This window comes from Autumnicola aciditolerans, from assembly GCF_041679265.1.
Lineage (GTDB): Bacteria > Bacteroidota > Bacteroidia > Flavobacteriales > Flavobacteriaceae > Autumnicola.
Genome location: NZ_JBGFSM010000003.1, coordinates 190,613 through 216,261, shown reverse-complemented (window position 1 = coordinate 216,261; position 25,649 = coordinate 190,613). Strand labels below are relative to the sequence as shown.

21 protein-coding genes are annotated in these 25,649 nt (G+C 35.9%); 5 read left to right on the top strand and 16 right to left on the bottom strand.

The window, feature by feature from the left end; translation table 11 throughout:
- Positions 1–4: 4 nt before the first annotated feature.
- From AB8M93_RS04415 to AB8M93_RS04405, 3 genes are read right to left on the bottom strand one after another with little or no spacing between them, the layout of a single operon-like run.
- Positions 5–2,407, bottom strand: coding sequence for a TraG family conjugative transposon ATPase (locus AB8M93_RS04415; protein ID WP_373056362.1), 2,403 nt, complete (start codon positions 2,405–2,407; stop codon positions 5–7).
- Positions 2,394–2,678, bottom strand: coding sequence for a hypothetical protein (locus tag AB8M93_RS04410; protein WP_373056361.1), 285 nt, complete (start codon positions 2,676–2,678; stop codon positions 2,394–2,396). Before AB8M93_RS04410 ends, AB8M93_RS04415 begins: the two co-directional genes overlap by 14 nt.
- 30 nt (positions 2,679–2,708) lie before the next feature.
- The gene (locus AB8M93_RS04405) at positions 2,709–2,996 is read right to left on the bottom strand and encodes a hypothetical protein (protein WP_373056360.1); all 288 of its coding nucleotides are present in this window, start codon (positions 2,994–2,996) and stop codon (positions 2,709–2,711) included.
- Between the two features lie 189 nt (positions 2,997–3,185).
- Here AB8M93_RS04405 and AB8M93_RS04400 point away from each other — a divergent pair, with 189 nt between their 5' ends.
- Positions 3,186–3,833, top strand: a complete 648-nt coding sequence (locus AB8M93_RS04400) for an N-acetylmuramoyl-L-alanine amidase family protein (RefSeq protein ID WP_373056359.1) — start codon at positions 3,186–3,188, stop codon at positions 3,831–3,833.
- A gap of 54 nt (positions 3,834–3,887) precedes the next feature.
- Here AB8M93_RS04400 and AB8M93_RS04395 read toward each other — a convergent pair whose 3' ends face one another.
- From AB8M93_RS04395 to AB8M93_RS04350, 10 genes are all read right to left on the bottom strand, one after another.
- A complete protein-coding gene (locus AB8M93_RS04395; protein ID WP_373056358.1) occupies positions 3,888–4,283 on the bottom strand; it encodes a hypothetical protein in 396 nt (131 codons plus the stop codon).
- Entirely contained in the window at positions 4,283–5,431 is a 1,149-nt protein-coding gene (locus AB8M93_RS04390; protein ID WP_373056357.1) for a hypothetical protein, read from the bottom strand. Before AB8M93_RS04390 ends, AB8M93_RS04395 begins: the two co-directional genes overlap by 1 nt.
- 75 nt (positions 5,432–5,506) lie before the next feature.
- A complete protein-coding gene (locus AB8M93_RS04385; RefSeq protein ID WP_373056356.1) occupies positions 5,507–5,992 on the bottom strand; it encodes a hypothetical protein in 486 nt (161 codons plus the stop codon).
- Positions 5,993–6,029: 37 nt separating this feature from the next.
- A complete protein-coding gene (locus tag AB8M93_RS04380) occupies positions 6,030–7,805 on the bottom strand; it encodes a UvrD-helicase domain-containing protein (RefSeq protein ID WP_373056355.1) in 1,776 nt (591 codons plus the stop codon).
- Positions 7,802–9,916, bottom strand: a complete 2,115-nt coding sequence (locus tag AB8M93_RS04375; RefSeq protein ID WP_373056354.1) for an ATP-dependent nuclease — start codon at positions 9,914–9,916, stop codon at positions 7,802–7,804. Before AB8M93_RS04375 ends, AB8M93_RS04380 begins: the two co-directional genes overlap by 4 nt.
- A gap of 158 nt (positions 9,917–10,074) precedes the next feature.
- Complete coding sequence (locus AB8M93_RS04370; protein WP_373056353.1) at positions 10,075–10,731, bottom strand: P-loop NTPase family protein; 657 nt, start codon at positions 10,729–10,731, stop codon at positions 10,075–10,077.
- Positions 10,715–11,467, bottom strand: a complete 753-nt coding sequence (locus AB8M93_RS04365; RefSeq protein ID WP_241551328.1) for a hypothetical protein — start codon at positions 11,465–11,467, stop codon at positions 10,715–10,717. Before AB8M93_RS04365 ends, AB8M93_RS04370 begins: the two co-directional genes overlap by 17 nt.
- Positions 11,468–11,470: 3 nt before the next feature.
- On the bottom strand, positions 11,471–11,755 hold the full coding sequence (locus AB8M93_RS04360; protein WP_373056352.1) for a helix-turn-helix domain-containing protein: 285 nt from the start codon (positions 11,753–11,755) through the stop codon (positions 11,471–11,473).
- Positions 11,756–12,036: 281 nt separating this feature from the next.
- Positions 12,037–12,891 (bottom strand): RteC domain-containing protein, encoded by an 855-nt coding sequence (locus tag AB8M93_RS04355; protein ID WP_311534257.1) that lies wholly within the window; start codon positions 12,889–12,891, stop codon positions 12,037–12,039.
- 79 nt (positions 12,892–12,970) lie between these two features.
- Positions 12,971–15,379 (bottom strand): aminotransferase class I/II-fold pyridoxal phosphate-dependent enzyme, encoded by a 2,409-nt coding sequence (locus AB8M93_RS04350; protein ID WP_373056351.1) that lies wholly within the window; start codon positions 15,377–15,379, stop codon positions 12,971–12,973.
- A gap of 159 nt (positions 15,380–15,538) precedes the next feature.
- Between AB8M93_RS04350 and AB8M93_RS04345 the strand changes: the two genes are divergently transcribed.
- From AB8M93_RS04345 to AB8M93_RS04335, 3 genes are all read left to right on the top strand, one after another.
- Positions 15,539–15,976, top strand: coding sequence for a DUF7793 family protein (locus tag AB8M93_RS04345; protein WP_373056350.1), 438 nt, complete (start codon positions 15,539–15,541; stop codon positions 15,974–15,976).
- A 19-nt stretch (positions 15,977–15,995) separates the two neighbouring features.
- A complete protein-coding gene (locus tag AB8M93_RS04340; RefSeq protein WP_373056349.1) occupies positions 15,996–16,916 on the top strand; it encodes a helix-turn-helix domain-containing protein in 921 nt (306 codons plus the stop codon).
- 138 nt (positions 16,917–17,054) lie between these two features.
- Complete coding sequence (locus AB8M93_RS04335) at positions 17,055–17,342, top strand: DUF6520 family protein (RefSeq protein WP_241551322.1); 288 nt, start codon at positions 17,055–17,057, stop codon at positions 17,340–17,342.
- A 66-nt stretch (positions 17,343–17,408) separates the two neighbouring features.
- On the opposite strand, the gene AB8M93_RS04330 is transcribed toward AB8M93_RS04335, so the two are convergent.
- The 3 genes from AB8M93_RS04330 to AB8M93_RS04320 are packed head-to-tail and all read right to left on the bottom strand — an operon-like array spanning position 17,409 to position 24,631.
- Positions 17,409–20,240 (bottom strand): M16 family metallopeptidase, encoded by a 2,832-nt coding sequence (locus AB8M93_RS04330; RefSeq protein WP_241551321.1) that lies wholly within the window; start codon positions 20,238–20,240, stop codon positions 17,409–17,411.
- On the bottom strand, positions 20,227–21,633 hold the full coding sequence (locus AB8M93_RS04325; protein WP_373056348.1) for a RagB/SusD family nutrient uptake outer membrane protein: 1,407 nt from the start codon (positions 21,631–21,633) through the stop codon (positions 20,227–20,229). Before AB8M93_RS04325 ends, AB8M93_RS04330 begins: the two co-directional genes overlap by 14 nt.
- Positions 21,634–21,643: 10 nt before the next feature.
- Complete coding sequence (locus AB8M93_RS04320) at positions 21,644–24,631, bottom strand: SusC/RagA family TonB-linked outer membrane protein (RefSeq protein WP_373056347.1); 2,988 nt, start codon at positions 24,629–24,631, stop codon at positions 21,644–21,646.
- A gap of 724 nt (positions 24,632–25,355) precedes the next feature.
- Here AB8M93_RS04320 and AB8M93_RS04315 point away from each other — a divergent pair.
- Complete coding sequence (locus AB8M93_RS04315) at positions 25,356–25,616, top strand: helix-turn-helix domain-containing protein (RefSeq protein ID WP_373056346.1); 261 nt, start codon at positions 25,356–25,358, stop codon at positions 25,614–25,616.
- The last annotated feature ends 33 nt before the right edge of the window (positions 25,617–25,649 follow it).

The following is a 25,649-nucleotide window of genomic DNA, read 5'->3' as shown; positions in this document are numbered from 1 at the left end:
AGTTTTAAGTTTTAGAGGTGAATTCAATTATTGCTTGTTCCATAGATTTATGTTTGTCATAAAGCTTCATTATGGTGTCATTTTCTTGTCCATCAGTCAAGTAAGCTGCATATACTTCTTGTGGTACTTCCAGTCGAAACACATTGCTTTGCTTGCCGATCTTTATAAAAATCTCGGTGTATTTTCTGGGTCCGGTAAGATTGTTCTTAATAGACTTTAACTGGTTGAGATCATGTTTGGAGAGGTTTAATCGTCTCACCAGCTCCTCATATCCTTTTTCATTATGAAGACTGTAGATGACCTGTGTGTTCTCCAGGATACTCGCTGAAGTTGAATTGTTCGGAAGCTGGTTGATAGATTGTAAAATAATTCCGATAGCACCATTCTGTTTACGGATCGCCTGGTAATAAAATTCAACGCTTTCCAGAACGTTTTTGAACTTTAGTTGCTTAGCGAATTCATCAAAAAGTATGATGCCTTTTTCCGAACGGTTTTTCCATATCGTTCTTTGAATAGCCGACTTGATTAGCTTCAACATTACCGAAAGGATTTCTTTGTTATCCTTTACTTCATCCAGTTCAAAAACGATTAGGCGTTTGTCCTCGATTTTATAGGTCTGGTCTTCGCTGACCTCAAAAAGGAAGCTATATAGACCATCGCCAACATACTCCGACATTATGTGCAGGAAGTTAGTAATATTGAAGTAGTCGGGATGGATTTTAAGTTTACTAAGAAGGTCTTTTTGATTGCTTTCGATGAAATGATAAAAGCCATCCAAAGAATGGTTCCCAGGAGTGGATTCATAATAGTGGCGTAATATCTTTTTGATAGAAACCGATTGTGCCTTGGTTACCGTCAAATCTGAAGCGAACAATTCAAACAGGAACACCGATAAATCTTCCAGACGTTCCGGGCTTAGATCATTATGGTTGCTAATATAAAAGGGGTTGATACCTAAATTTTTACCGCTTTCGTAACGTAGCACGGTATATTTTCCGGGATATAGTTTAGCGAATTTGGTGTAGGAACCTCCTAAGTCAATAATGACCAGGCGGACACCACTTTCAAAATATTGTCGCAGGATGTTATTGGCCAAAAAAGATTTGCCTTCACCGGTTGGGGCAAAAATGGCAAAATTTCGTGCCTTGATCCGTTTCTTTTTCTCGTCCCAGACATCTTTGAGAACGGGGATATTATGTTCCCGATCATTAAAAATGATACCGGTAGCATCGGACTTATAATTCGTATTATTAATAAACAGGCATAGAGCATGTTTTAAATCGGTTACATATAAATCTTCGTTGGAAAAGTTGGAGGAAAAGCAGCAGTAACTGTTAAGTATATAATTTTTACGTTCCTCACCTCTGGGATAGTAGGGCAGGATATCCAGTTCTTTGAATTCGGTTTTAATCTTTGAAGCAATCCTGTCCAGATTTTTAGCTTCACGATCCCAATAGATAATGTTTAAATGACCACGTATTATGCGAGCGTTGTCATCGGCATTAATCTGATCCAGGATATGCTGGATTTTGCCAAGCACCACTTTGTTCTGCGAACCAAAATTGGAACTCTTTTTTAACTCTTCGACCTTTTTATCCAGCAGCTTGCGCCACTTATGTTTATCATCCAGGTATAAAATCTGGTTGACGATATGGTTTTCATTCAGGGTAAGCCCTAATCCATCAATAAAGCCCTGGTGAAACACAAAATCGTCTGAAGTAAATTTCTCATTGGTCTTGCTACTTTGTACGCTTTCACCAAAGCAGAGTTCACTGTTAATGGCCAGTGCATCAAAATAGTTTTCTCCTATATTCACATTCTTTTTGTCCAGTAAGATATCGGTATCAAAGCCTTCATTAAAGCCATTGAAATAGCCGTTGGTCAGGTTCTCTATTTCCTCTGCTTTAAGCGAAACAAGTTCTGTTTTACGACTGTTATTGATAAAGGAAACAGAATCGCTAACGGCACCGATAAAACTGTTTACGCTATCATCAAGTTCCCTGACAACCGCCTTTGAGATATTGCGAAACGGATTGACATATTTTGGATTATTAAGAGCCTTGTTTTTGGTTAGGATAAAGAATAAGAAACAACGATGCTGCATATATTCCCTTCCTTTAAAATGATCATGGGTAGCCTTTTCCAAAAAAGTTTGATTCGACAATTTATCCGAAGAATACTTTTTCTTTATATAGATGTCCTGCTTGTGAACGACCGTGCCAACTGGAAGCGATTTCAACGCCTGAAACCAGGCGCTATGGATATCCTCAAAATCTTTTTCGGATAGGGAATATATTTCAGGCAGTACCACTTCATAGCACAGGACCACATTGCCATTGTTGGCAAAAATGATATTATCCTGCACATCCGCGATAGGCCGGTATGTTGATAGGTTAATCCTTTTCATAATATAAGCCTGAATTTTTTCGGTTACTGACGATGTTAGGGAAGGAACCTTCCAGTTGGAAGAGTTGGGGATTGTTTGTTATCCTCGTTAAAACGATATAAAAGGCAGAATTGAAGCTTAAGACTCCTATGATAATACCAAAGCTGAAGGAGAAGATAATGACCAGGAGTGAAGCCACTATGGAAACCATCATCATTGCAAACAGGGACAAAGGCAATCCAAAAATGATCGCCGTTTTTCTCATATTTCTGTAAACCTCGAATTTTTTCATAAAGCATAGTTTTAAAAGCATCTTAGGGGCTTACACAACAATGGTGATTAGATAGGTAAAGATGCCGACTACCGCTCCCGCAATGAGTACAAAGACCAGCACACGGGTAATCCCTTTTTTGAGATCGGAATTTTCGCCAAAGAAATGTCCGGCATTAAAAAGAAATCCAATAAGGAAAATAACCCCAAGGATAATAGGGAAGATGGTTCTAACAGTATCGGAAACATCATTAACGGAGTCTTCGATTCCTCCGATCTGGGCAAAAAGGGATGTTGTGAGCAGTGAAACAAAAGTTGCCAAATAAATTGATTTTTTCATAACGGAACAGTTTAGATTTTTGTGTTGTTTTCGTTCAAGGAAAATTACATATATTTGGCTTTAAATACCTGCAAATCAGTTATTTGTGAATAAAATATTAATTAGTTTAGTTTGAATTCCGATACTGCTATTTGACATCAAATTCTATGAATTTCAATAAGTAAGTTGTTGATAACCCGAAAACTGAAAATGAAAAACGCCCTTAAAAACGTCAGTTTTGTGATTTTACTCTTGAAAATATGTCTCATTTTCGGGCAGGGAAGACCAGATCAAAAAATAATAGTTATTGATCCGGGACACGGCGGAAAAGATTCCGGTGCCGTTGGAATAAATGGTATTCAGGAAAAGGATGTGGTGTTGAATATTGCAAATGAAATTTTGAGGTTAAATAAAGAATTAAATGAACCCCTGGACATTTATCTGACCAGATACAAGGATACGCTCATTTCTTTATCGGATAGGTCGAAACAGCCCAAGGTCCTAAAAGCCGATTTATTTGTGTCCTTGCATTGCAATCATTCGGATAATCCAAATGCGCGAGGGATTGAAGTTTATGTAGCTAATTCTAAAGCTAAGTATTCAGATGAGGCTACCTGGCTTGCGTTTCTAATTCAAGATGAACTAAATAAGAGTTTGGGTTTTGAGAGTAGGGGAGTGAAGTTTTCGAATTTTCAGGTGCTTCGGGAAACGTTGGACTATTGTAATTCTGTGCTAATAGAGTTGGGTTTTTTGAGCAACATCGATGAATCAGATTATATTTTAGCACTTAAAAATATTAAAAAAATAGCACTGACCATTTTAATGAGATTAAACACCTATTTATATAAAGCATTATGAAGGAGTTGTTTATTGAAATTGCCAAAATTATCATCGTAATTACTAGAGAATTATTTAAATTAATGACTTGGAGATGTTAGCATAAATATAATCATCATCTGTATCTTCAATACAGTATTGATTCTTTAAATAGAAATTTTTTAATTTGACAGGGTTTGAGGAATCTCTACAATCTACTAATTCGCCTACAATTTTTTTAAATCCAGCTTTACGACCCCAATCTTCAAAATAAGCTATTGCTTTTGTTCCTAATTCCTCATTTTCTTTTGTATAGACCTTTATTAAATAAATTCTCAATACGTTTCCAAATTCAGCATAATCAATTTCGAAAACTAGATTTTTAAGGTTTTTGATAAAACCACTAATTTTAGGATAATTAATATCCAATTTAATTTGAATAACTTCTCCATTATGATTGATTATTCCTGAAATACCATCATTTACATTCATTACAAATCTTCTGCTTTAAATTTTAGTTTTTTGTTAAAATATAGCTTGTCAAAATAATCCTGTAATGTTGGATCTGTAAATACAACGTATTCACTTTTACAGATTTCTTTGAATTGTTTTGGGTTTTTCAAAAACATTGCACACAAATCTAACTCGTCATTGGTTATTAATCTTCCGTGCAATAGCTCTCTGTGTTCCAAAAATTCAAAAAACTTTCTAGAGGGATTATTTGAGTTTATGTAAAGTGTTTTCAAAAAAGTTTCTAAATCATCTAAATATATGGACCACGGATACGGGTCTTCATCGTTTTCTTTTTTCAGCAATAAGCCTAAATCGGTTTGTATAGAAGCAAACCTCTCTGAAGTAACTACAATTGAAAAAATCTCACTAATATTATTAGTCTCAAGTACTTCGTGCTCATTCTTATAGCTTACGGTAACAGTTTTGTTATTCAATAATTCCTGCTCTACTTGATAACATTGGCCATAACCTTTCTGGATACATTCCTTAAAATCTGATTTGATTCTTTTGTATGCCTGTTCAGTATCTCGTCTTGGTTCTCTGTACCTAGAGGATTTACACTCAATGATATAGGTGTTACCATCGACCAAAATTAGTATGTCTTTTTCTTCAGGTAGGTTATTTAGGTAATAGTTAGTGAAGATTTTCACCCTTTTTGACTTCTTGAAGAATTTTTTGAATATAATTAAGGTATGGCTTTCCAAAACAACCTTCCCTCTTCTAAGATTTAGTTGTTCTTTTTCTTTTTTCGACTTGGTAAGAGTCTCATAAAGCAAGTCATATAAAGCAGAAGGCAGTTGTTTTTGACAAACGTGTAAATAATTGTCATTTTTAAGCCTTATGATAGGTCTTCGCTCCAAAGGGTTTTGCTGTGAATAAAATAAGTTGTTGTGTATATCTTTAATATCAATCGAAAATAGTTTACAGAAGATGTCAATATGGTTTATCTTGAAATTAGAGGAATAGTCTTGTTTTGTGAAAAGTAAGCATTGGTGAGGCTTTTCACAAAAACTTAAAAAACTCTCTTGGGTGTCATCTGATAGTTTTGACAATCTTTCTGTAAATTCATTCTCTTCCAAAAGCCCATTAGCAGAAAGTCTAGCCAGTTTATCAAAATTTTTATCCAATATAAATGATTTAGACTTAATGGATTTTTCACGGTAGAGTAATTCTGAATGATTGCATAAATCAATTAGCGTCTTTTAGTCTATTTTTAATCTTTCCTGGATTTTGTCTTGATAAGGCTTGAATAACCTTATTATCTTATTTATTTCCTGTTCACTATAGTTTAGTATGCCATTTTGAAAGTAATTTTTGAATGCCATTTCGTGCACAAGTAGTTGTTGCCTCTTATCAGAAATATCCTTAAATATGTCTTCAGAATAGTTTTCAGATAGATAGAAACTAACTATCTCCAAGAGAATATCTGCCACTCTTTGAAGAACTAAATCATTTTCCTTAGAATAATAAAGTTCTTCATTACCTTCAATTGAGTTTGATAACCTTAACATTATAAGATATAAAGAATCCTTTAGCTTGGATTTGAATTTTTCCGAAAAACCAATATTTCCTCTTTCCGGATGATGTCTTATAAAATCAGCAAAAAAGCACACGAAACTCTCTTTCTTATATCTAGATATTATTTTTTGAATTTCTAGTGATTTCTGTTTGACGTCAATATGCTTCATTACTGTATATCACTATTTTTTAAAATAATTGGGCATTTTAAATTTCATCAAATTCAAAATCTAATCCCTGTAATTCTGGTGTAATCTCTAGTGGATTTCCAGCTCTAGTTTGTCTGCCTGTTTCTGATATTAAATGTAAATTGGTCTTGGCTCTTGAACAGATGACATAAAGTAGTTTTTTGGAAGCTGCCACAGGGTCTGCATTAAAAATGTCATTCCAATGAGGAACATAACCTTTCAACAGGCCATAAGCAATAACAGTTTCAAACTCTTCTCCTTTTACACCGACACAAGTGTTAATGACCACGCCTGACATTTCCCTGTAAAAACTCATAAAAGATTCTATATCACTTGGTACTTGAAAGGTTGGGTCTTCTAGACGGCTTTTTATGACATCAAAAAAAGTCTTGCGATTTATAAGAAGTTGCTCGTGAATATTTTGGTCAATACCAACAGCATCAAGAAATTGGTCAAAGCAATCATTTAGATAATCGATGCCTTCCGTTTCATCGGATGTTATCGAATTAATCAGTCTTAATACATTTCTCTCTGTCTGATATTGTTCATTGAACTCTGTGTTGGTATGTTCTTTAAAATTTTCGATAATTTCAGTACACCATTTGTATCGCAATGAATATATTTTTGGCTTTGGTTGTGTTAAGAACAACCTTGATAATTTATACCAGATGTTGTTTCGGTTTTTTGACATTGGTGCTAAACCAGAAGCATCAAAGTTTACATCTGTTAGTTTTGCCCTAAGCTGTTTTGTTATTGTGGTAATTAACCACCATTGCGGTACCAATACGCAAATTTCATCCTCTGGAATTGCATTATCCAAGCTATGTTTTATAAGTCGTGCTATCTCATCAACCAAATGTCCTTTGTCAACGGTATCGTTGTAAGTTATTAAGCCATCAGCGTCTTTGTTGGCACCGATTGCTTCAATTTTAATTGGGTTTGTTTGAAAAATAGAATAAAAATCAATAATTTTTTGAGTTGACCTATAGTTTCCAGAAAGTGTAAGCTGTTCAATAGGCAAATTATTCAACTCATTCTGTATTTCTTCTAGACTCTTGGCAACGCCACCCAAAGAAGCATAGATAGCTTGGTCTGTATCTCCCACTAAAAAAAGGTGTGTACTGCCTTCTCCGGTCGTTACGATAGAAGAAATAATTGCGTAAAGCAAATCCTGTGTATCCTGATATTCGTCAACACATATAAGGCTGAAAATATTTGATAGCGTTTTTTTTATTTTCGGATGATTGGTTAAGAGCTTGTAAGAGTAATACAGTAGAAGTTCAAAATCAATTAATTTCTCCGCTTGCAATCTTTCATGGTAATCTTTAAGAACTCTTTTCTGAATTATTTTTGGCTCTGCAAATGTGCCGTCTCTATTAAATCTGAAATTAATTGGGTCAATAGGTTTTAATTTGTGCTTTTCCTTAAGTTCACTTATGATTTCAGAGGCATAAGTTTCGTCTGCTATTAAAAATCCGTTTTCAAGTTCTGGCAAATAGCAGGAATAAGGTTTGATAATCCACTCAAGGCAAAACGAATGCAAAGTGCCAGACCAAACTCGTTTACTATTGATACCCATTGCATTTAATCTGCGATATATTTCTTCAGAAGCCCTTACGGTAAAAGTAAGCGCAACTATTCTTTGTTTACTGTCTTCATCAATGCTTTCTAAAGCATAGGCGAGTTTATGTATAATTACGCGGGTTTTTCCACTCCCTGGGCAAGCAGTTAGAAGTACATTACCATCCTTAACAACGGCATCCTTTTGCTGGTCGCTTAGAGTATCTAAAATCATAAATACGATAAGAATTTGGTAAATTGGTCATCGGAAAATAGGGTTGCAAATTCATCGATAATCTCTTGGTCTTCCTTGCCTTTAAAACTTGCTTTTTTTGCAGTATCATAATACTTATTGGATTTACTACGGCTAATTTCATGTAATCTGTATTTGGCAGTTTTAGCCTTCGATGCATTGTTTAAATGGGAAGAAGCAAATGCTACTGCTCTGAGGATGTAATCAGGAATATAGGTGTTATACACTAAATTGTCAGCAACCACCAGAGCCAGCCATCCCTTACCTTTTTTATCGGCCAATCTTAAGACCTCTACGCCAGCAACTGAAACTGATTTATCTTTCAATTTTTTCTTTGATGAATCTTTAGCTGCTTGCTGCTTGAAAATTTCATCAAGCGATTCTATGAATTCGTGACTATTGCCATTCATAAGAAAATCAACCTCAAATGTATAATCTGAGTAGAAGGGATTCAAAAAATCGTTGTTCTTGCAAAACTTATCCAGCTTTACCTTTCTTTCTGCCCCACTAGCCTGAGAGGCCCTGCAATGTTTTTGATATGTAGAATCATCGTCTTGGTTGACAGGTAAATCAACTATGCTCGCATCTAGGTCGGTGAGAATAGCACAGTTTTTTTGAATTCTATCCTTGTGAAAAAGTCTTGCTACATTTTTAAAACCGGTACTTCCAATATTTACAAGACTAACACCAATTTCATCTAGCGAAATCCCAAAGGCCTTTTTGAACATTTGAGGTATGAGAATTTGTTCCGCATCGCCTTCAACGAGCACAACCCCTTTTGCAAAAAGCAAGTTGCTTCTAATGGCATCTAGGTATCTCTCAGCTCTTTCAATAAACTCATCATCGAGATTGTTTGATGGTTGATATACCAATGTTTGCTTATTCCCTCTACTTAGAATATTTACTGAACTTATACGGCTAACAGATGAAATATGCGTAGAGTGTGTTGAAATAATAACTTGGGTTTTGTTTGTTTGCACATTATCAAATAATGTTTTTTGAATGTGTGTATGAATATGCGCTTCAGGTTCTTCTATTAGCAGAAAATTTGCGATTCTATCAGTCCTAATTTTTTCATATTCTAATAATTTAAGTGATAGGTAAATCATATTTGCACCACCTAGACTAAGCTCCCATATTTTGCCCATATAGCCTTCTTCGTCTGGGTCGCCAACCCATAACTTTAGGGACTGTAGTAGCTTTTCCATATCATTAGGAAGTTCAGATTTTACATCGATATTTGGCCCATACGTTGTGCCCACAGCCTCCTTAATACTTTTATCAATTCCGTCTTTAACCTCTTTCACTTCTTTAAGAGAGCTAATCTGGTCATTGAGTTTGTCGATGCTTTCAATTATATCGGTTTGTTTAGATACCTCGACCGTTTTTTCTTTTCCTCTTAGCAAGTTTATTAAAGGATTAGTGGAATAAGAACGTAAGTCGCTTTCAACATCACGAAGTGCCTTGATAAACGTACAGGAAACTTCATTGTGCACGCTAATTTCTCTTGGTAGAAACGTTCCAAAAATCAATTCTTCCTTATCATCTGGATTGGGAAATTCAACAGCTTCAAAATCGCCAACATATTTTTTGTAAATGTCGTCGTCGCTAAAATCTCCAGTACCCCTGCATAGATATGATGTTTCATAATCATCGATGGTAAGCTTATCGAGATAAAGTTGAAGTCCTTCTACACTCTTATCAGGTGTTTGCGAGTAATCATAAAGTTCTTTCCTAAATTGATATTTCGGTCTAAAATAGACCGCATAACTTCCAGTTTTTTTACTTCCGTCCATATTCCCTGAAGATTGAACAGCAAGCACTTGGGCTTCTTCACTTGCATCCAGTTCTTCAAAAGTTACTGATAGAATCATCCAATGACCAGCCCATTTTCCTAGGCCTCTATTAAAGTCAGATTTATGAAACCTGATATACCTTGGAAGTTTATCGTCAATTAGGACCCGTAAGGCAAAAAACAAATTTGTTTTACCAGAGCCATTCTCTCCAATGATAGTATTTATCCCCTTCTTGAAGATGAATTTTGACTTATAGAAATTTCTAAAATTTCTTATGGATAGTGAACGTATATACATTTTAAATATCTTTCAATAGCTTTGAAGCAATAAAAAAGCTAATGATAATTCATTAGCTCTCAACTAAAATCAATTCTCTTATTTATTCACCATAAATATAATAAAGTGTTAATTATAAATCTTATGGATTCTCATATTTTGTTTTGCATCTTAGCAGATTATACTCTCTTATCCCCAGCCCGCGTATCAAAAGCAATCAAATTAAACAATTCCCTCATCCGGCTACGTACCCGGTTGCCGTAGCGGTCTTCCAGTTCTTCGGCGTTAAGATTGGTAGTGGCGTGGGTTTTTAGGTTGGTCTCAAGAAAAAGGTCATAACGTGAGAGCAGGATTTCCCCGATTACATTACAATCCTTTCCGTAGTGGCGTCCTATGGGTTCTACCCCCATATCATCAAAACAGAAAAAACTACTTTCTCCATAGTCTTCTATGGTTTTGTAACCCAGATGATTAAAAGCAAAAACTATATTACGGCAGGGCATGACTACATATTTTCGCTGGTGAGGCACTAAGAAATGTAAGAGTTTCATAAGGCTCGTTTTGCCACATCCCACGGGTCCGGAAAGCAAGATTCCTTTATTTACATCAATACCAAATTTTCTGCAATTCTCTTTGTCCTTAATAAAGTAGGAGCAAAGCTTTAGTAAAATTTCTTTATCCTTTTTGTAGATTTTAAATTTTTCTCCAAAGAGGAGTTTTCCTTTGGCATTTAGATACACCAGGATTTTAGGAAAATCATATTGCACAGATTTTCCATCAAATTTCCCTAAAGAATATTCCATGCCTCCTTCGGCAATTTTAGAGGGGTTGTCCATAATCTTTGAGTTTAGTGGTTCGCAGGTTGTCCCGAATATGGGACGCTTTCTTTTTGGTTTCCTTTTGTTTCTCGTTGAATAATTCGGTTTTTTCCATCCAGTGGATTGCTAAGGCCCGCCAGTCCCGTACCTGGTTTCCGTCACTTGTTTTCCAGTCATTAGCCTGGTAATGTTCGAAGAATTTTTTTCCTTCATCAGCAGGAAAACCTTTAACTTCAAAAAAAATTAAAACGGCCTGCCTGCCCTTTGGCTTTTTATTAATGTTTATTTGTTTAGTATTGTTTATATAAGGTACCAATGCTTGTCCACTGACGGGACGCTGCGGGTCCACAACCTGTCCATTCATAGGATGGTGCTGGTACATCACTGGTTCCCGTATGGGATAGTACTGTTCCGCAACCTGTTCCAATATGGGATCGTAGTCTCCCGCAACCGGTTCATCAGTTGTCCCGAAAATGGACATCTTAATTTCACTTCCTTTATAAGGATTATTGGAAGGAAAATAAGAGAGATAATCCCATGAATCCAGATCGGTGATACAGCGATGATAGGTAGATTTTGAGCCTATCTTGGCCACACGCATTAGTTCTCTGCGGTTTACAAAAAATCTATCGGCAAAACGGCTGCTGTTCCATTCCTGGAATAAAGCCATATATAGGCTGATATGTGTCGGGTTCAGGCGGTCATCAAAAAAGAATGTTGAAAAAGCCGCGTTAAGTAGCTTTATATAATTCATCTTTTATAAATCAAAATTGGTTCGTACCCTATTTTCATCCATCACCCGGTGGATCTCCTGGATATCATAGTAAATAATCCCGCCTACCTTGGTATAAGGCAGCGTACCATTAATCCGAAAATTTTGCAAAGTGCCAGGACTAATTTTTAATAGATCCATAACTTCGGAAGATTTTAAAAAGCGTTTAAGTGTCCCGGAAGATTGTTTGGAAAGAATACTTCTTAGTTCTTCGAGCAATTCCATTTTGAATTCCCGAAGGTCGTCTGTGGTAATAATACTTGTTGGCATAATAGAACATTTTTAATAGAAAGGGACTATCAAATGGTTTAAGCTTTTTAATTGATAGCCCCTATCTGAGTTTGACTTTCGTTCTACTAAATTGGTACTGTTTGATGGTTATTTTTCCCTATATGTTTCGTAGTTACGAGAAAATTTAACGTTTAATAAATATTGATGGAATTTGGAGCGTTTTGGTCTCGAAAAAGGATTTAACAGGTGTTTCATGTCAGAAAAAATGGAATAGAAAGAGGGGATGCTGCTTTTCGTAGTTACGAGTGACTACGAAAAGTTCAGTTTTCATCATCCTGGTTCATCTTAGCTTCCAGACGAATGATAAGATTTTGCAAATATTTTGCCCTGGAACCTTTTCTGGACTTGATTTCAGAGTAGGTTTTATAAATATTTTCCAGCTTGATATTAAAGAAGTCTTCAAAGGAAGAAGTAACTGTACTAATATCTACTGCTCCGTGATTAAGATCCCCATTAGCATAGACGGCATAGATAAGTTCCACTAGAGCTGTTTTAGAGCCAGACCATAACATGATTTTATGCTTTTTGTCAAGGAAAGCATCCTGTTTTCCAGGTTTAATAGTTTCCATGGCTTCCCGAACATAATGAATAAGTCGGTACATCGCCTGTATTTTAGCCCATAACATATCGTGTGAACTTGAGAACTCCGGATACTGGTAATAATTGATCATGGGAGTGAACGGAAAGTTCTTTCGGTGGTGTCTAGTAAAGAGCTGATGATCCAGGTATTCATGCCCCTGTTCCATGTACTGCACAAAATCGTTGTTCTTATAGAAAAATTTGTTGATTTTCTGCAGTTCTTTTTCAAAGAAGGTATACTGGAAATTTTTCCCTGCTTTTGGTTTACGTACCTCACATGACCTAACCTCCGAAAAGTAGATCAGGTAACTCATCGGGCAGGGTTTGATTTTTTTGAAAAAGGTTATTTCATCCGGGGTACTTTCAAAATCTTCTTTTTCTACTATTTCCTTTAGTTTAGATAAGGTTCCGTTAGCTATATCAATACCCTTATCCGCTTTTTTTAGGGGAGTAGGTATAGGAACAACGGTAGCGTTAAGTTCGTTGTGAAATTCATGTATTACATCGTCAAACATCTTATTCTTACCTTGAATCATTAAAAAATAGTGTGGTAACGGGATCTTCAAATTGCTTGGTTTTTTACAAAGACTAAGTAGGGGGCAATTATTATATCACTTATGAAAATTCATTTCTCATCATATCCAGTTGTTCCAACTGAAAATTATCTGAAGCCTGAATAAAAGCTTGCTTTTCAATTATTTTTGCTCCAAATTTTCGTTTTTCAAAGGAAGCGCTAAATCCTAGATCTATTTTTTTATAGTTTAAGTTCTTAGCTCTCTTAATGGTCTGGTATAATAACTGGCGATAGACCTGAAATTCCCTGGAATAGTCATAATCCATCCCGATTAAAATGGGAATATAAATCCCATGTGGATTTTTATAACAAAACATAACCCCTACAATTTGGTTTTCCGGCTTAAGCTTTAATTCGATAAACTCCCAGGCCGGATGGGATGCCATATTCTGAAATACTTTCTTTGGATAAATAAAGGTATTTAACCCAAAATTCTTTGCTTTCACATTTTTATAGAGTTCATGATACTTCTCAATCCTTTCTGAAGTAGGAAAGTCTATAATTGCAATCTTGAATTTTTCTTCAAATGGCTGAACCTCTTTTCTAAAATGTTTTCGGGACCTGGAACTTAAGGTTTCGATAAATTCTTCTTCGCTGTTCCAATTCAAATCCTTAATCACGCAGGAGTCAGGCATAGCGATGGGAATATAACCCTCCTTTTGAAACAGTTCTGCCAATGGAGTTGACTTTTTAAAATCGCGCAGTACAGACATTCCGACACCTAGTTTTTCTCCCAGCTCTTCGATTCTATATAACAGTTCTTTTAGAGCTTCGTCAGATTTTGAATGCTTACGGTCTACATACAAATGAGTTCCTTCAGCGAAGAGACATCCCATGGAAAGAACCTTGGTGGTCATCGCATAAGGATCTGCTTGCCTGTCTTTCTCAATGGCTTTAGACACCGAATCAGGTGCAAGCATATCATTCTTCCATAAACCACTGGTTAAAAATGTGGCTAAAATTGGATACCCCTTGTGATCTGAAATTATAAAATAGTGGAACGTCCAGTTATGCTCTTTCCGGTCATTATTTGAAAAGCATTTTTCCAAAAATTGCAGGCCTTCCACATTGAGCATATTGTGATTTCCGAGTAATTTATTCCATAATTCTGGATCGATGTCTTCAATACTATCTGCAAAAATCACTGATAAATCGAAATCTAATTCTCTTTTAGTAATTTTTTGATTGACAGGAATATTAAAAGCTTTTCCAACCCTCTCCAGAGTATTATTTGTGGCCTTTAGTGCTTTTTCATAATGATACTCCAAGGCATCCACAAGAGCTTTAATATCTTCTAATTCATTGTGACAGGAAATGGTAATTCTTACCCCTGTATTTTTCACCGGAACCGCCGGGAATAATCCCAGGTTTACAAAAAATCCTTCATCCAGCATTCGCTTGACAAAATTATATCCGGTGGCGGGTAAGCCGGTACCTATATAAAAAACCGGGGAGTCGTTTTTGGATATTAAAGGCAGGTTGGTTTGTGCAAGCAGTTCATTAAAATAATTAATTCGTAGTTGCAATGCATTTTGTAATGTATAAATCTCGGTGGAAAGGTGGATATCGGCTGAAGCGTTTGCAGCAGCAACTGCACTGGGTTCTAATTGAGCAGAGAAGGTGAGGGGACCCCCGAAGTTTTTGATTTTTCGAAATAGGGTTTTATCGGGGCAAACTAAAACGGCACCAGAGGCTCCAAAGGTTTTGCTCAAGGTTCCAAATAACAGGATGTTTTCAGGTAATTCTTTCAGGACTTCCATTATATAACCACTACCGTTATGTCCTTTCCAGCTCATTCCGTGCACATCGTCAAAATATAAATGCAGTTGAGGATATTTATGACTAAGTGCTATAAGATCTTCTACGGGAGCATAGTCTCCATACATGGAATACACCCCATCAGCCATATACCATATTTTTTTAACCTTTCCGGATATTTTCTTGATACGATCTTCCAGCATATCCAGCGAATTATGGCGAATCAAGCTTACAGGGATGCCTCTTATTTTAAGCAATTGAGCGGCATTTTGAACGCTCCAGTGTACCTGGTGGTCTAAGATTACCGCATCATCGTCCCTTACCGCAGTTGGTATAACGGCTATATGACCTAGTGTACTGTTTTTAGTTATAAGGATCGGGTTGTTGTAGATAGATTCTATTTTTTGCTCTAATTTCGCATATAAGGGATGCGAGATATAAGTCTTGGAAAGAGGAAACTGGGTGCCGTATTTTTGTATAGCCTCTATGGCGGCGTTCTTAAGCCGCTGATCTTGTTCGAGACCAAGATAACCAGTGGTTCCAAAATGGAAGGATTCTATTCCATTAACTGTTATCTTACGTCCATTTAATCCTGATCCCTCCGCATGTAAGTGTAGGACTCCAGCTTTAGTTGCATTGGTGATTACTTCATCTACGGTATCCAGAAAATTGTTGTGCCTGATCTTTGCCATGATTTTTTATTATAAAAATTATATTTCAAGCTATGACAAATATTATTTATAAATCTAACCGTTATTACTAAAAGTCTTTTCAGAACAGTTATACGTCTTTTCATTCAAATGCTGGTAAATGCTATGGAAATAACTTTGACAAATAGCATATAAATCCATTTGAGGTGTTCTGATATGCTTTTTAATTATATTATTGTATATATTAGTGATATCCAAAACTTTAGCGGAATGGTGGTGGATGGTAGTTATGCAAAAATGTGGATTAGTGAAGGAATCCTGTTCTTTGTCTATAAAGAGATTTATGAGATCAATAGGAGTATGGCCAAAGAGATCGTAAGCCAACGCTTACAGTTACAGAATGAAAATTCGTATCCCATTTTTTGTGATCTAAGAGCCGTTACTAATGCTCATAAAGAGGCGAGGGATTATCTTGCTATTGAAGGGTCCTATATGACTACGGCACTTGCATTACTGGTGAAAGACGAGCATGCCATGGCCATCACCCAACTTTATATAAAAACAAGCAATCCTGATTATCCTACCCGGGTATTTACAGATAAGCAGATGGCACTGTTGTTCCTGCAGGAATATAAATAGTAACGTTTATACAGGAGTTATGAAAAAACCAATTAACAATGAGGAGAAAATGAGGTTCAATGCCTTGTACCACCAAATAATAGAAATTGCCTGCGGGAATTTCATGTTTCGTCAGGAACCATCCGGTCGCAGAGATCCAATTGATACCGTTGGTGTTTTATTGAATATGATGTCGGAAGAGATATATAATTTTTGTTTCGAAGCACAGAAACAGGAAGAACAACCGGAAATACATTTTTCGATATTCCTGGATAAAAAATTTCATATTACAGCCTATTCTTCCAATACTCCTGACATTTTGAAATGGAAACAGGATATGTATGACAGGCCGGTTTCTACAATTCTTTCAAAAAATTCAAAAAAAGCACTGATAGATGAACTTGATTCAGGTACGGAAAGAGTTTATCAGGAATTTATTCCGGTTGACTTTCTGTCTGAAAATAAAAGCCTGTATAGATCTCCCTGTATTATTCAGGGGATGGTGGGTGAATCCATCTGCGCTACTGTGATCACAGCTTTTCGTTTTTCAAATGGAAATGAATCGGCGAAGAATGCAACAAATACCAATGAATCATCAAAACCAGAAAAAAAGGAAACTGCCGCCACAAAAATGCTTATGAAAAAAGTACGTCTTTATGTGCTCAGAAATTTGCATACAGATCTGCCTTCCCTTAAAGAATTAGGACTTATTCATCGTACCAATAAAACTAAGCTTAAAGAAGGATTTAAGAAAATGTATGGTACTACCATCCATCGTTTCCATATGGAGAAAAGGCTCGAAAAAGGAGCACTTTTAATTCGGAATACGGAATTGCCTATCTCTATGATTACCCAAAAGTGCGGTTTTAAAGATCACTCCCATTTTTCAAAAAATTTTAAAATCCAGTTTGGACAGACACCTTCGGAGTATAGAATAAAAAATATAAGCTCAATTTCATAAGAGAATAGTTTTACGGCTTTTACGACCATTTTATTTGAAGGTATTTAGTGAAATTTACTATTGTAAAATCTTTCTGCGCACAAAGTAGGAGAAACCGAAAATCCTTCAAAGAGTAGGTATATTTTAAATCTTTATATTATGAAAAAGTTATTTTTAATTCCGATAATGGCACTTCTCGTTGTATTTGGGATGTCCTTTACTAACGAAGGAAGTGAAATTGAAGAGCAGCCTGAAGTTGTTGCCAGTGACTATATACGTGTAAATGGAAACTGGCAATCTATATCTGAACAGGATTGTAATACTGGTTCCTATGACTGTAAGGTTAAATTTACAGAGAATGGCCAGGAATTCAGAGTATATGATGAAATGGACTTAAGTTCGTTGAAAATCAGTCCGACTCCAGATGCCAAATTAATTACTCCATAACTAGGATAATTAATCTTAGTTAATAGCGCCTTGAAAAATTCAAGGCGCTATTCTTTTCCAATTGAATTAAAACTCAATTTCTGGTAAAATGATAAGTTGCTGGCTGGTTTCTACAGACAGATATTTCATGGCAGCCTTATTCATTTCCTCAAGATTTATAAAATGAGATATTACCGATTCGTATTTTAAGACTTTCTCTTCTGGGTCTTCATTATGTTGTAGCGATTTTTTTAGATATTCAGGCCAGAAATTAAGCATCCAGAATGTTTCCAGATTTTGTCCATATTTATTTCGTTCCTGATCTATAGCCGTGTTAAGCCACTCTATAGTAACCCCATTTTCTTTAAGAGAATGAAACTCTTCTAAGGCAAATTGAATCATTCTCTGTTCATTACCGACCTCACTGTCAAAACTAATTTTGAATGCATATATACCGTTTTTATAATCCATCCATTTTCCAGATGCTCTCGGAGTATAACAATCAATGCGTAGTCTGTCAAATATCATTTGATTTAATTTCTTGACCAGCAAATCCAGTTGTACCTGGGTTTTAATATCTTTAGCAACCCTTACTGGAAATGATAATTCGACAACGGCCTGTTTAAGGTTTTTGAAGTGAACTGTTTCTTCGAACGGTTTGTAATTATATTGATAATTTTCTACTGTCTTAGAATATTGATTTGTCAATGTTGGAAACTCAGAAAGATAGTGAGTTATTTGAGGGAGCAACTTATCGGTATCAAAGTCTCCTGTGATTATAAAAGTATAACCACTTAGATTTCCAAAACCTTTCTTATATGCTCTCAAATATGTTGAATAATCAATTTCCCGAAGCTCATCTTTAGAGAGTTTGGGCAAATTTGAATATTGAAGTTCATTAGAGATATCTTTTAATAATACATCATTTAAACCATATTTATAGCCACTCATCAACTCCTGCTTATCGGATTTCCAGGATTGGAAAGCTTTAGAATTTTCATTTGGATCTGTAATATATAGATATAATAGATTAAAGAAATTTTTGACATCCTCTGCCCTAAATTCCCCTTCAATATTAAATTCATTTTCGGTGGTTTGAGATCGTAGACGAATTTGCTTATTAATCATAAAATCCTGTAACTGAAATTTCGAATAACCCCCTGCCTCACCTGATATGATCATATCTGGAGACGCGGTTGTAGCAATATAATTTTTGACATCTGAAGTCGCTACCGAAATTTTTTTATATCCCAGAATAGAAACTACATCGTCATAGCGGGGAGATGCCGGTGCACTAGGTTTAAACACCAAATTAATTCCGTTATTCAATTTTACCTTGGTCAATCCTATTATATTCTCCTTATAATTTTCTTTATAAATTTTATTTTGACTAATCGAAGAAAATTGATTCGGTAGCGAATCAATAGGTATAAAATTAAAAACGGGCTGTGAAGAGGAATCTCTAGAATTTTTCAACCATTTCATTATTTGTCCATGATCAGGTATTTGTTCATCATCCACATTAAAAAATATAAAATCAGTATCTATATTAAGATTCCATTGATCAGCTATATAATCTGAAATTTCCGATACACCTATATCCTTCAATATATCTTTCTTTTCATCTAATGGCCAGGTCTTATTGTTATAAATAAAATGATCCTGAAATTTCAAAGCTATATCTTGTGAGTTATTAGCCTTTATAATTAGTTCATTCAGAAGTTCGGATTTTTCCTTATTTAACAGCGAGGTATTGATTTGTTCCTTTATAATTCGATCGGCTTTAAAAAAGTTAAATATTTTCTCCTCAATATTTTCATCCTTTCGTACTGGAATTTCCCATAAGCTTACCTGAAGTTGTCGGTTTGCCAAGCCGTTAGCTCCAAACTTGTTAGTATACCTTATAAAAGGCGGTTCATATTGCTTCATAAGTGGGCTATGCAATTTTGTTAATATATTCATACTAAGCCGTTGCAAAATCATATTTTTCAAATCTTCTTTTGACCGGAGAATATCATCATCATGATTGATTTTCTTCTTCAATATTATGATTCTTCTTTTTTTATTAATTGAATCACGAATACTAACATATTGATTTTTACCGGGTAGCTGTAAATCAAATTTCTTATTGATTATTTCGGGATCTTTGGGATTATTCGCCACTTTTAGATCGGTAAATTTTTTTCGTATTATAGTTTCCAGACTATCTACATTCACATCTCCAACAATTATTGCTGCTTGCAAATCAGGACGATACCAGTCTTTATAGAATTTACTAATCTCATTTAAGTCGACATGCTTCATGCTTTCAACTTTTTTCGGATACTTAATTAAATGAAAATTAGTATTAGAGAGTGTCGTATTGCTTAAAGTATCAAGTAGCCAGTGATTATAAAAATCCTTAGGTCTTCCTTCCGCTATAACAGCACCACTTTGAAGAGCTAAATCTTCAGGCTTAAATAACATATTAGTTGACCATTCGTGAAGAATTTGCATGGCGGCATTCAATCTAACCTGATTTCCCGCCGCAAAGCTTAATGTATAATGTGTCTTTTCGTAGTCAGTCCTGGCATGATTATATATTCCTATAGAATCTGTAAAGTTTGTCAGATTTGGAAATTTACCAGTATAAAAAGATCCCATATGCTCTATTAGATGAGCGTATTCTATTTGATTTTGAGATTCTTGAAAATATCCAGCTTTTACCGATAATATCATCTCAATTCTTCCTGGCGGATTTTCATTATGTTTTAGGTAATAAGTAAATCCATTATCTAACTTTCCGTACCTTACGGTAGAGTCTAGAATTTTTAAATTTTCTTGATTTTCCTTAATGGCTTTCTGCGAGAATGCCGTAGAACCACCGAATAAAATAAATAATATGATTAACGTATGTTGTATCATTTTAATAACCTTCATTTTGAGTTAGATTTGGGTTTTTTATTCGTTCGGTCTCAGGAATTGGATATAATAAATCAGTATCTTCCCATAATGAGTTTTCATCGTCAAGCACTTCTGATGAACGACCGCTCCGTTTTAGATCTAACCAGCGGTGTCCCCATTCTGCAAATAGCTCTTTTCTGCGCTGAAGGTATATTTCGTCAAGTAACTCAGTCTGTTCGATAGTAGGATTTAAATCAGCCAATAAATCCAAGCCGGCTCTTTGCCTAATGATATCTAAATCTGAGATAGCCCCGGTAAGATTATTTTGCATAGCTCTCGCCTCGGCACGAATTAAATACTGCTCAGCTAGTCTCAAAACCATGGAGTACTCCTTTATTGGATATTCGGTGCTATTCCAGATTTTATATTTAAAAATAAAATGAGCATCCTTTGATTCATTGTAACCTATCCAGTTGAGTAACCGTAGATCTTCGGTGTCAAATTGCTCTACAAAATCTTCCTCCAGGCGTATTGCTGCAAAGAATGAAAATATTGGATCTATAATGAAAAAGTTTCCTTCATTGGTCTGTGTCGAGATACCATTTCCTCCAATTGGTGAAATCTGCCAAATCGCCTCCTTGCTATTCGCTAAAAAAACTTCGTTTAGATCATTCAGCAATTCGTAGGTTCCATTTTCGGCAATCAACTGGCCGCTCAATTCTTCGGCCTTAGCCCAGTTTTCAGTATACAAGTAGAACCGTGCCATCAGAGCCCTTATGGTATATTTATTAACCCTTGTTCGTTCTCCATTTTCGTAGTCTAAAGCCAATTCTTCTTCCGCTTGTTCCAAGTCTGAAAGAATCTGGTCGTAGATTTCCGCTTTAGGGGTTCTGAATGCCAACTGGTTTTCGCGATAATCGGTACTTAGAATAAGTGGAACATCTCCATATAAGTTAACCAGATAGAAGTATGCAAAGGCCCTTACAAATCTGGCTTGTCCATCCATTTGCTTTTTGAAATCCTGATCAAGCTCTTGTGAATTATTTATTCCTTCCAGAAATGAATTGGTAATATAGATCATATTATAAGCACTGGACCAGATATTTAAGTTGTCAGGATTATCAGGGCTTATCTCATTTTGTTCAAACTCCATCCGGGAAAGATTAGTGGTACTTATATTGCTGATATTATCAGCAGACAGTCCGGCAAGAGTTGTAATACTGCTCCTGTACCCATTAGAAAAATCCAGCTGGAATAACTCATTGTAAATTCCGGTCATGGCGCTTTTTACTGTTGCTTTATTATTAAACACTTCTTCGCGGATTAATTGGTTTGAAGGGGGATCCAGTTCCACCATATCTTCGCATGAAAGCGTAAAAATGCTTAAAAGAATAATTAGTAATTGTTTTGTATAATTTAATAGTCTCATATTATCTGAATTAAAGATTAAGCTGTAAGCCAGCTGTAATAGATCTTAAGTTCCCCAATAACAAATCTGAAGTTGCGGATTCCGGATCGAGGCCGGTGTAGGGGGTAATTGTCCATAAATTTTGTCCATGTAGAAATAGTTGGGCTTTTTTGAGATTGACACGATCCAGTATCTTAGAGGATAAATCATAACTTAGTGACAGCGTTTTCAATCTCAAAAATGACGCGTCTTCGTATGGAAAGGAACTTTCCAGAACATTGCGATAAGACTTTCCTCCCAGAAAGGAGGCAGAATATCTTTGATAACGGTCGTTATCCAAAACAGAGCTTAAAACATTTTTATTAATACCCGCCTGAAAGTTGGTCTGGATTCCTTCCTGCTTTATAAATTGAAATAAGAACTGTAGGTTGAAATTTCTATAACTCAGATGATTACTAATGCCACCAAAGAATTGTCTGTTTAGATCCTTGATGATCACTCGATCTTCAAAATCAAGCTTGTCATCATTATTAATATCCTTTACAGTGTATAAAGCAGTTTCGGGGTCAAGACCGTTATAATCATATAATAAAGCAATATTTAAAGGATATCCTTCTCGATACGTGTTGGAATAAGAAGATTGTTCCAGGTCTGGATAGTCGATTAATTTATTTTTTGGAACAGTAACATTTAAATTTGACCTCCAGCTAAAATTATTTTTATCTAAATTGAGGGTTGCCAATTCGATCTCCAGTCCCTTATTTTCAACGGTTGCCGGTAGGTTGGCCTGAACTGAAGTAAAGCCAGTGATATACGGCAGAGAATATCCCACTAATTGGTTAGAAGACCTATTACGATACCAGCTTAATCCAAGATTAACACGGTCATTAAAAAACCCCAGTTGTAGTGCTGCCTCAAGTTTACGATTTACTTCCCACGAATAATCAGGATTCGCTAATGAAGTAGGGTATAGACCATTAATACCTCTGGTAGCCTGATATGAATCAAGATAACCATAATCCCCAATTTGGTCATTTCCTGTACTTCCGTAGCTTCCGCGAAGCTTTGCAAAGGAGAGAATAGAGAGATTATTTTTAATAAACTCTTCTTCACTAATTATCCAGGCTGCCCCAATCGCGCCAAAATTGGCAAATCGATTATTAGGTCCAAAGCGGGAAGAACCATCTCTACGAGCAGTAAAATTCAGGAAATATTTCTTATCCCAGTTTAGTCCAATACGGGAAAAGATCGCTGCGTATTTATATTCCGTTTCGCTGCTTTTGGCATTGAGGATACTTTCAGCAGAACTTAAATTACCTATGAGCGCTTCAGATGCATATGCGCTTCCCTGAAAACTGCTAAGGGTTGAATTATTTGTTTGGAAAGTTCCTCCTAATAAAAATTCGGTATGGAATTTTTCAAACTTTTTATCATAGGTTAGCTGTGGTTCTATGATCCAGGATCTTCGACCTGTACTAAGATGAAAAGAATTATTTTCCGGGTTGCTTGAAGGGTTGTAAGATCGTGCGGGCAACTTCCATAATTCGTTACTTTGATAATCAGCATACCCAAGGCTGGATTTTAGTTTAAACCCATTAAAAATCTCATATGAAAGTAGCACGTTTGAAGTTAAGTTCTTTGTGTGTGTACTTGTAGTATTAAAGAAGCCTTCAAAGGGGTTGGTGAGTCCTGCGGCTCCCCATTCTTCCCAGTTAAGGGTAGTGTCTTCATTGAAAATTGCAGGCGCATTCGGAGGCAATAGAATAATCGATGGATCCAGATTGCCATTGCCAACCAGGTTATTTCGATCTGTTCCATAATTTATCTTTAGATTTAATCGAAATTTATTATTTTTTGATAAATGGTTTAATGCGATATCACCAGTCCATTTTCTGTAATCGTAATCTCCGGGGTAAACGGTACCCTGTGTAAAATAGGATCCTCCTAGTCTAAAAGAAGTATTTTCATCTCCACCGGTAAATGACAAATTAGCATTAGTGACTTCGGATTTTCCACCTAACAAATACTCCTGCCAGTCGGTATAGCGATCCTGATTCCATAATACGAGATCATAAGCATTGTTCACATCCGGTTCAACTCCATCATTTTGAAATGCTTCTCGTCTTACCTGTAAATACTCTTCGGTATTTAATAAATCCATTCTTCCCGGTACTGTAGAAACACCGGTATATATCCTTGCCTCAAGTCCTGTTCCATACTTATAGCCGGATTTCGTAGTAATTAAAACGACTCCATTGGAGCCCCGGGAGCCATAAATTGCAGTAGCATCAGCATCTTTAAGCACCTCAATACTTTCGATGTTAGCCGGGTTCAGATTATTTAAAGGATCAATTCCTGATGTACTTAATAGAGAGTTGCTTTCTACCGGAACCGAACTAATTGGAACACCGTCTATAATATAAAGCGGGTAATTCCCATCTTGGCGTAAACTGTTGGTGCCCCTTATTTTTATGGTAGAGGCCATACCGGGATTAGCCCCTCCGGAAACAATTTCTACCCCGGCCATTCTTCCCTGTAAAGCCTGTATAGGACTAACCACAGGCTGATTTTCTATTTCCTCCGCTTTAACTCGGGAAATGTTCCCTGTACGCTCCCGCTGGGTGGTAGTGTAGTAACCTGCATTGATCTCTACTTCTTTAAGTGAAGAGATATCTTCTTCCAGGACTATATTAATAGTAGATCGACCATTAATCATTATTTCCACGTCTTTAAACCCTATAGATGTAACAACCAGGGTATCCTGTGCATTGGCATTTATACTATAATTTCCTGAAAGGTCTGTGTTTGTACCATACTGCTTATTTTTTACCAGAAGTGTAACTCCAGGTAAATACTTTCCATTAATATCCGTAACTGTACCAGTAATTGGTTGCTGATAAAATAGGGAAGGAGTAGAGAGGCTGGCGGCTTTAGCCTGACCCATCGCCAACATGACTAATAAAGCCATGGCTAGAAGGAACATGATAATAAGCATGCCCCTCTTGTAAAAATTTTTCATAATTTTACATTAGTTAAATGAAACATTTGTTTTATTAAAGCTTAGGCCTTCCCCGCCAGACGCCAATCTTAAGGGAAGGCTTTCTTGCTTTTACCCGTAAAAACGAGTGTTCACTTTTTTCTTTTTAAATGCCCAGTGGGGGCTTTCATTCGCATTTTTTTTTGTGGCTAAACAAACTATTAAAATGGAGCAAAAAAAAATTACCTTACCCTAGCCACCTCTATATGAGAACTGGCTATTGCCCACCCAAATGCTATTACTTATACAAATAATAGCAACCCACGGGATTATTAGCGGAATTATCTCGTTCCCGTAAACAAGCTTAATAAAAACACTCCATAGGGAATGCCGGCCGCTTTGACCTTTTTAAAATGTAGGGTTAATTGTTAGCGACGTCTTTTTAGTGAAGAAACAAATGCTTTAAATATAGTAGAGCAGGTTTGGCCTAAATACAAAAAAGGCGTGAAAGCTCAACTTAACGAATCTGGGTACTGGTATACCGTGCAACGATAAGAGAGCCCACGCCCGGGTCGTGAGCATCCTTGCTTATCACCTCGTTGCTTAAAATTACCAGTTTTAGATTCGAGATTCAAAGCGAATGCTTCTAATATTTTACTTTAAGAAGTTTCGCAAATATATTATAATGAATCAAATATAGTAAAATAATTTAAATGGTAACCTATGTGTTACCATAATTTATTTCTGTAACCTAGAATTTTGTAGTATGAATAAAGATACTTTGAAGTTCAGCGAACAAAAAATGAGATTTGGCAACCATGTAAAAAATCTCAGAGAAAAAATTGTTAGTTTCGAATACCCAAATAGAAGTATCTCACAGCAAGAATTGAGTGATAGAAAAGGATTATTATCAAAAAAGACTATCGGAGAAATAGAGAGGGGAGAGGCTAATCCAACCTTTGAAACATTGATTGCCCTAGCATCAATTTTAGATGTTACTTTTCGTGAATTATTTGATTACGAGTAAACTGTAAAACTGGGTTTATCCCGGAATATCTTC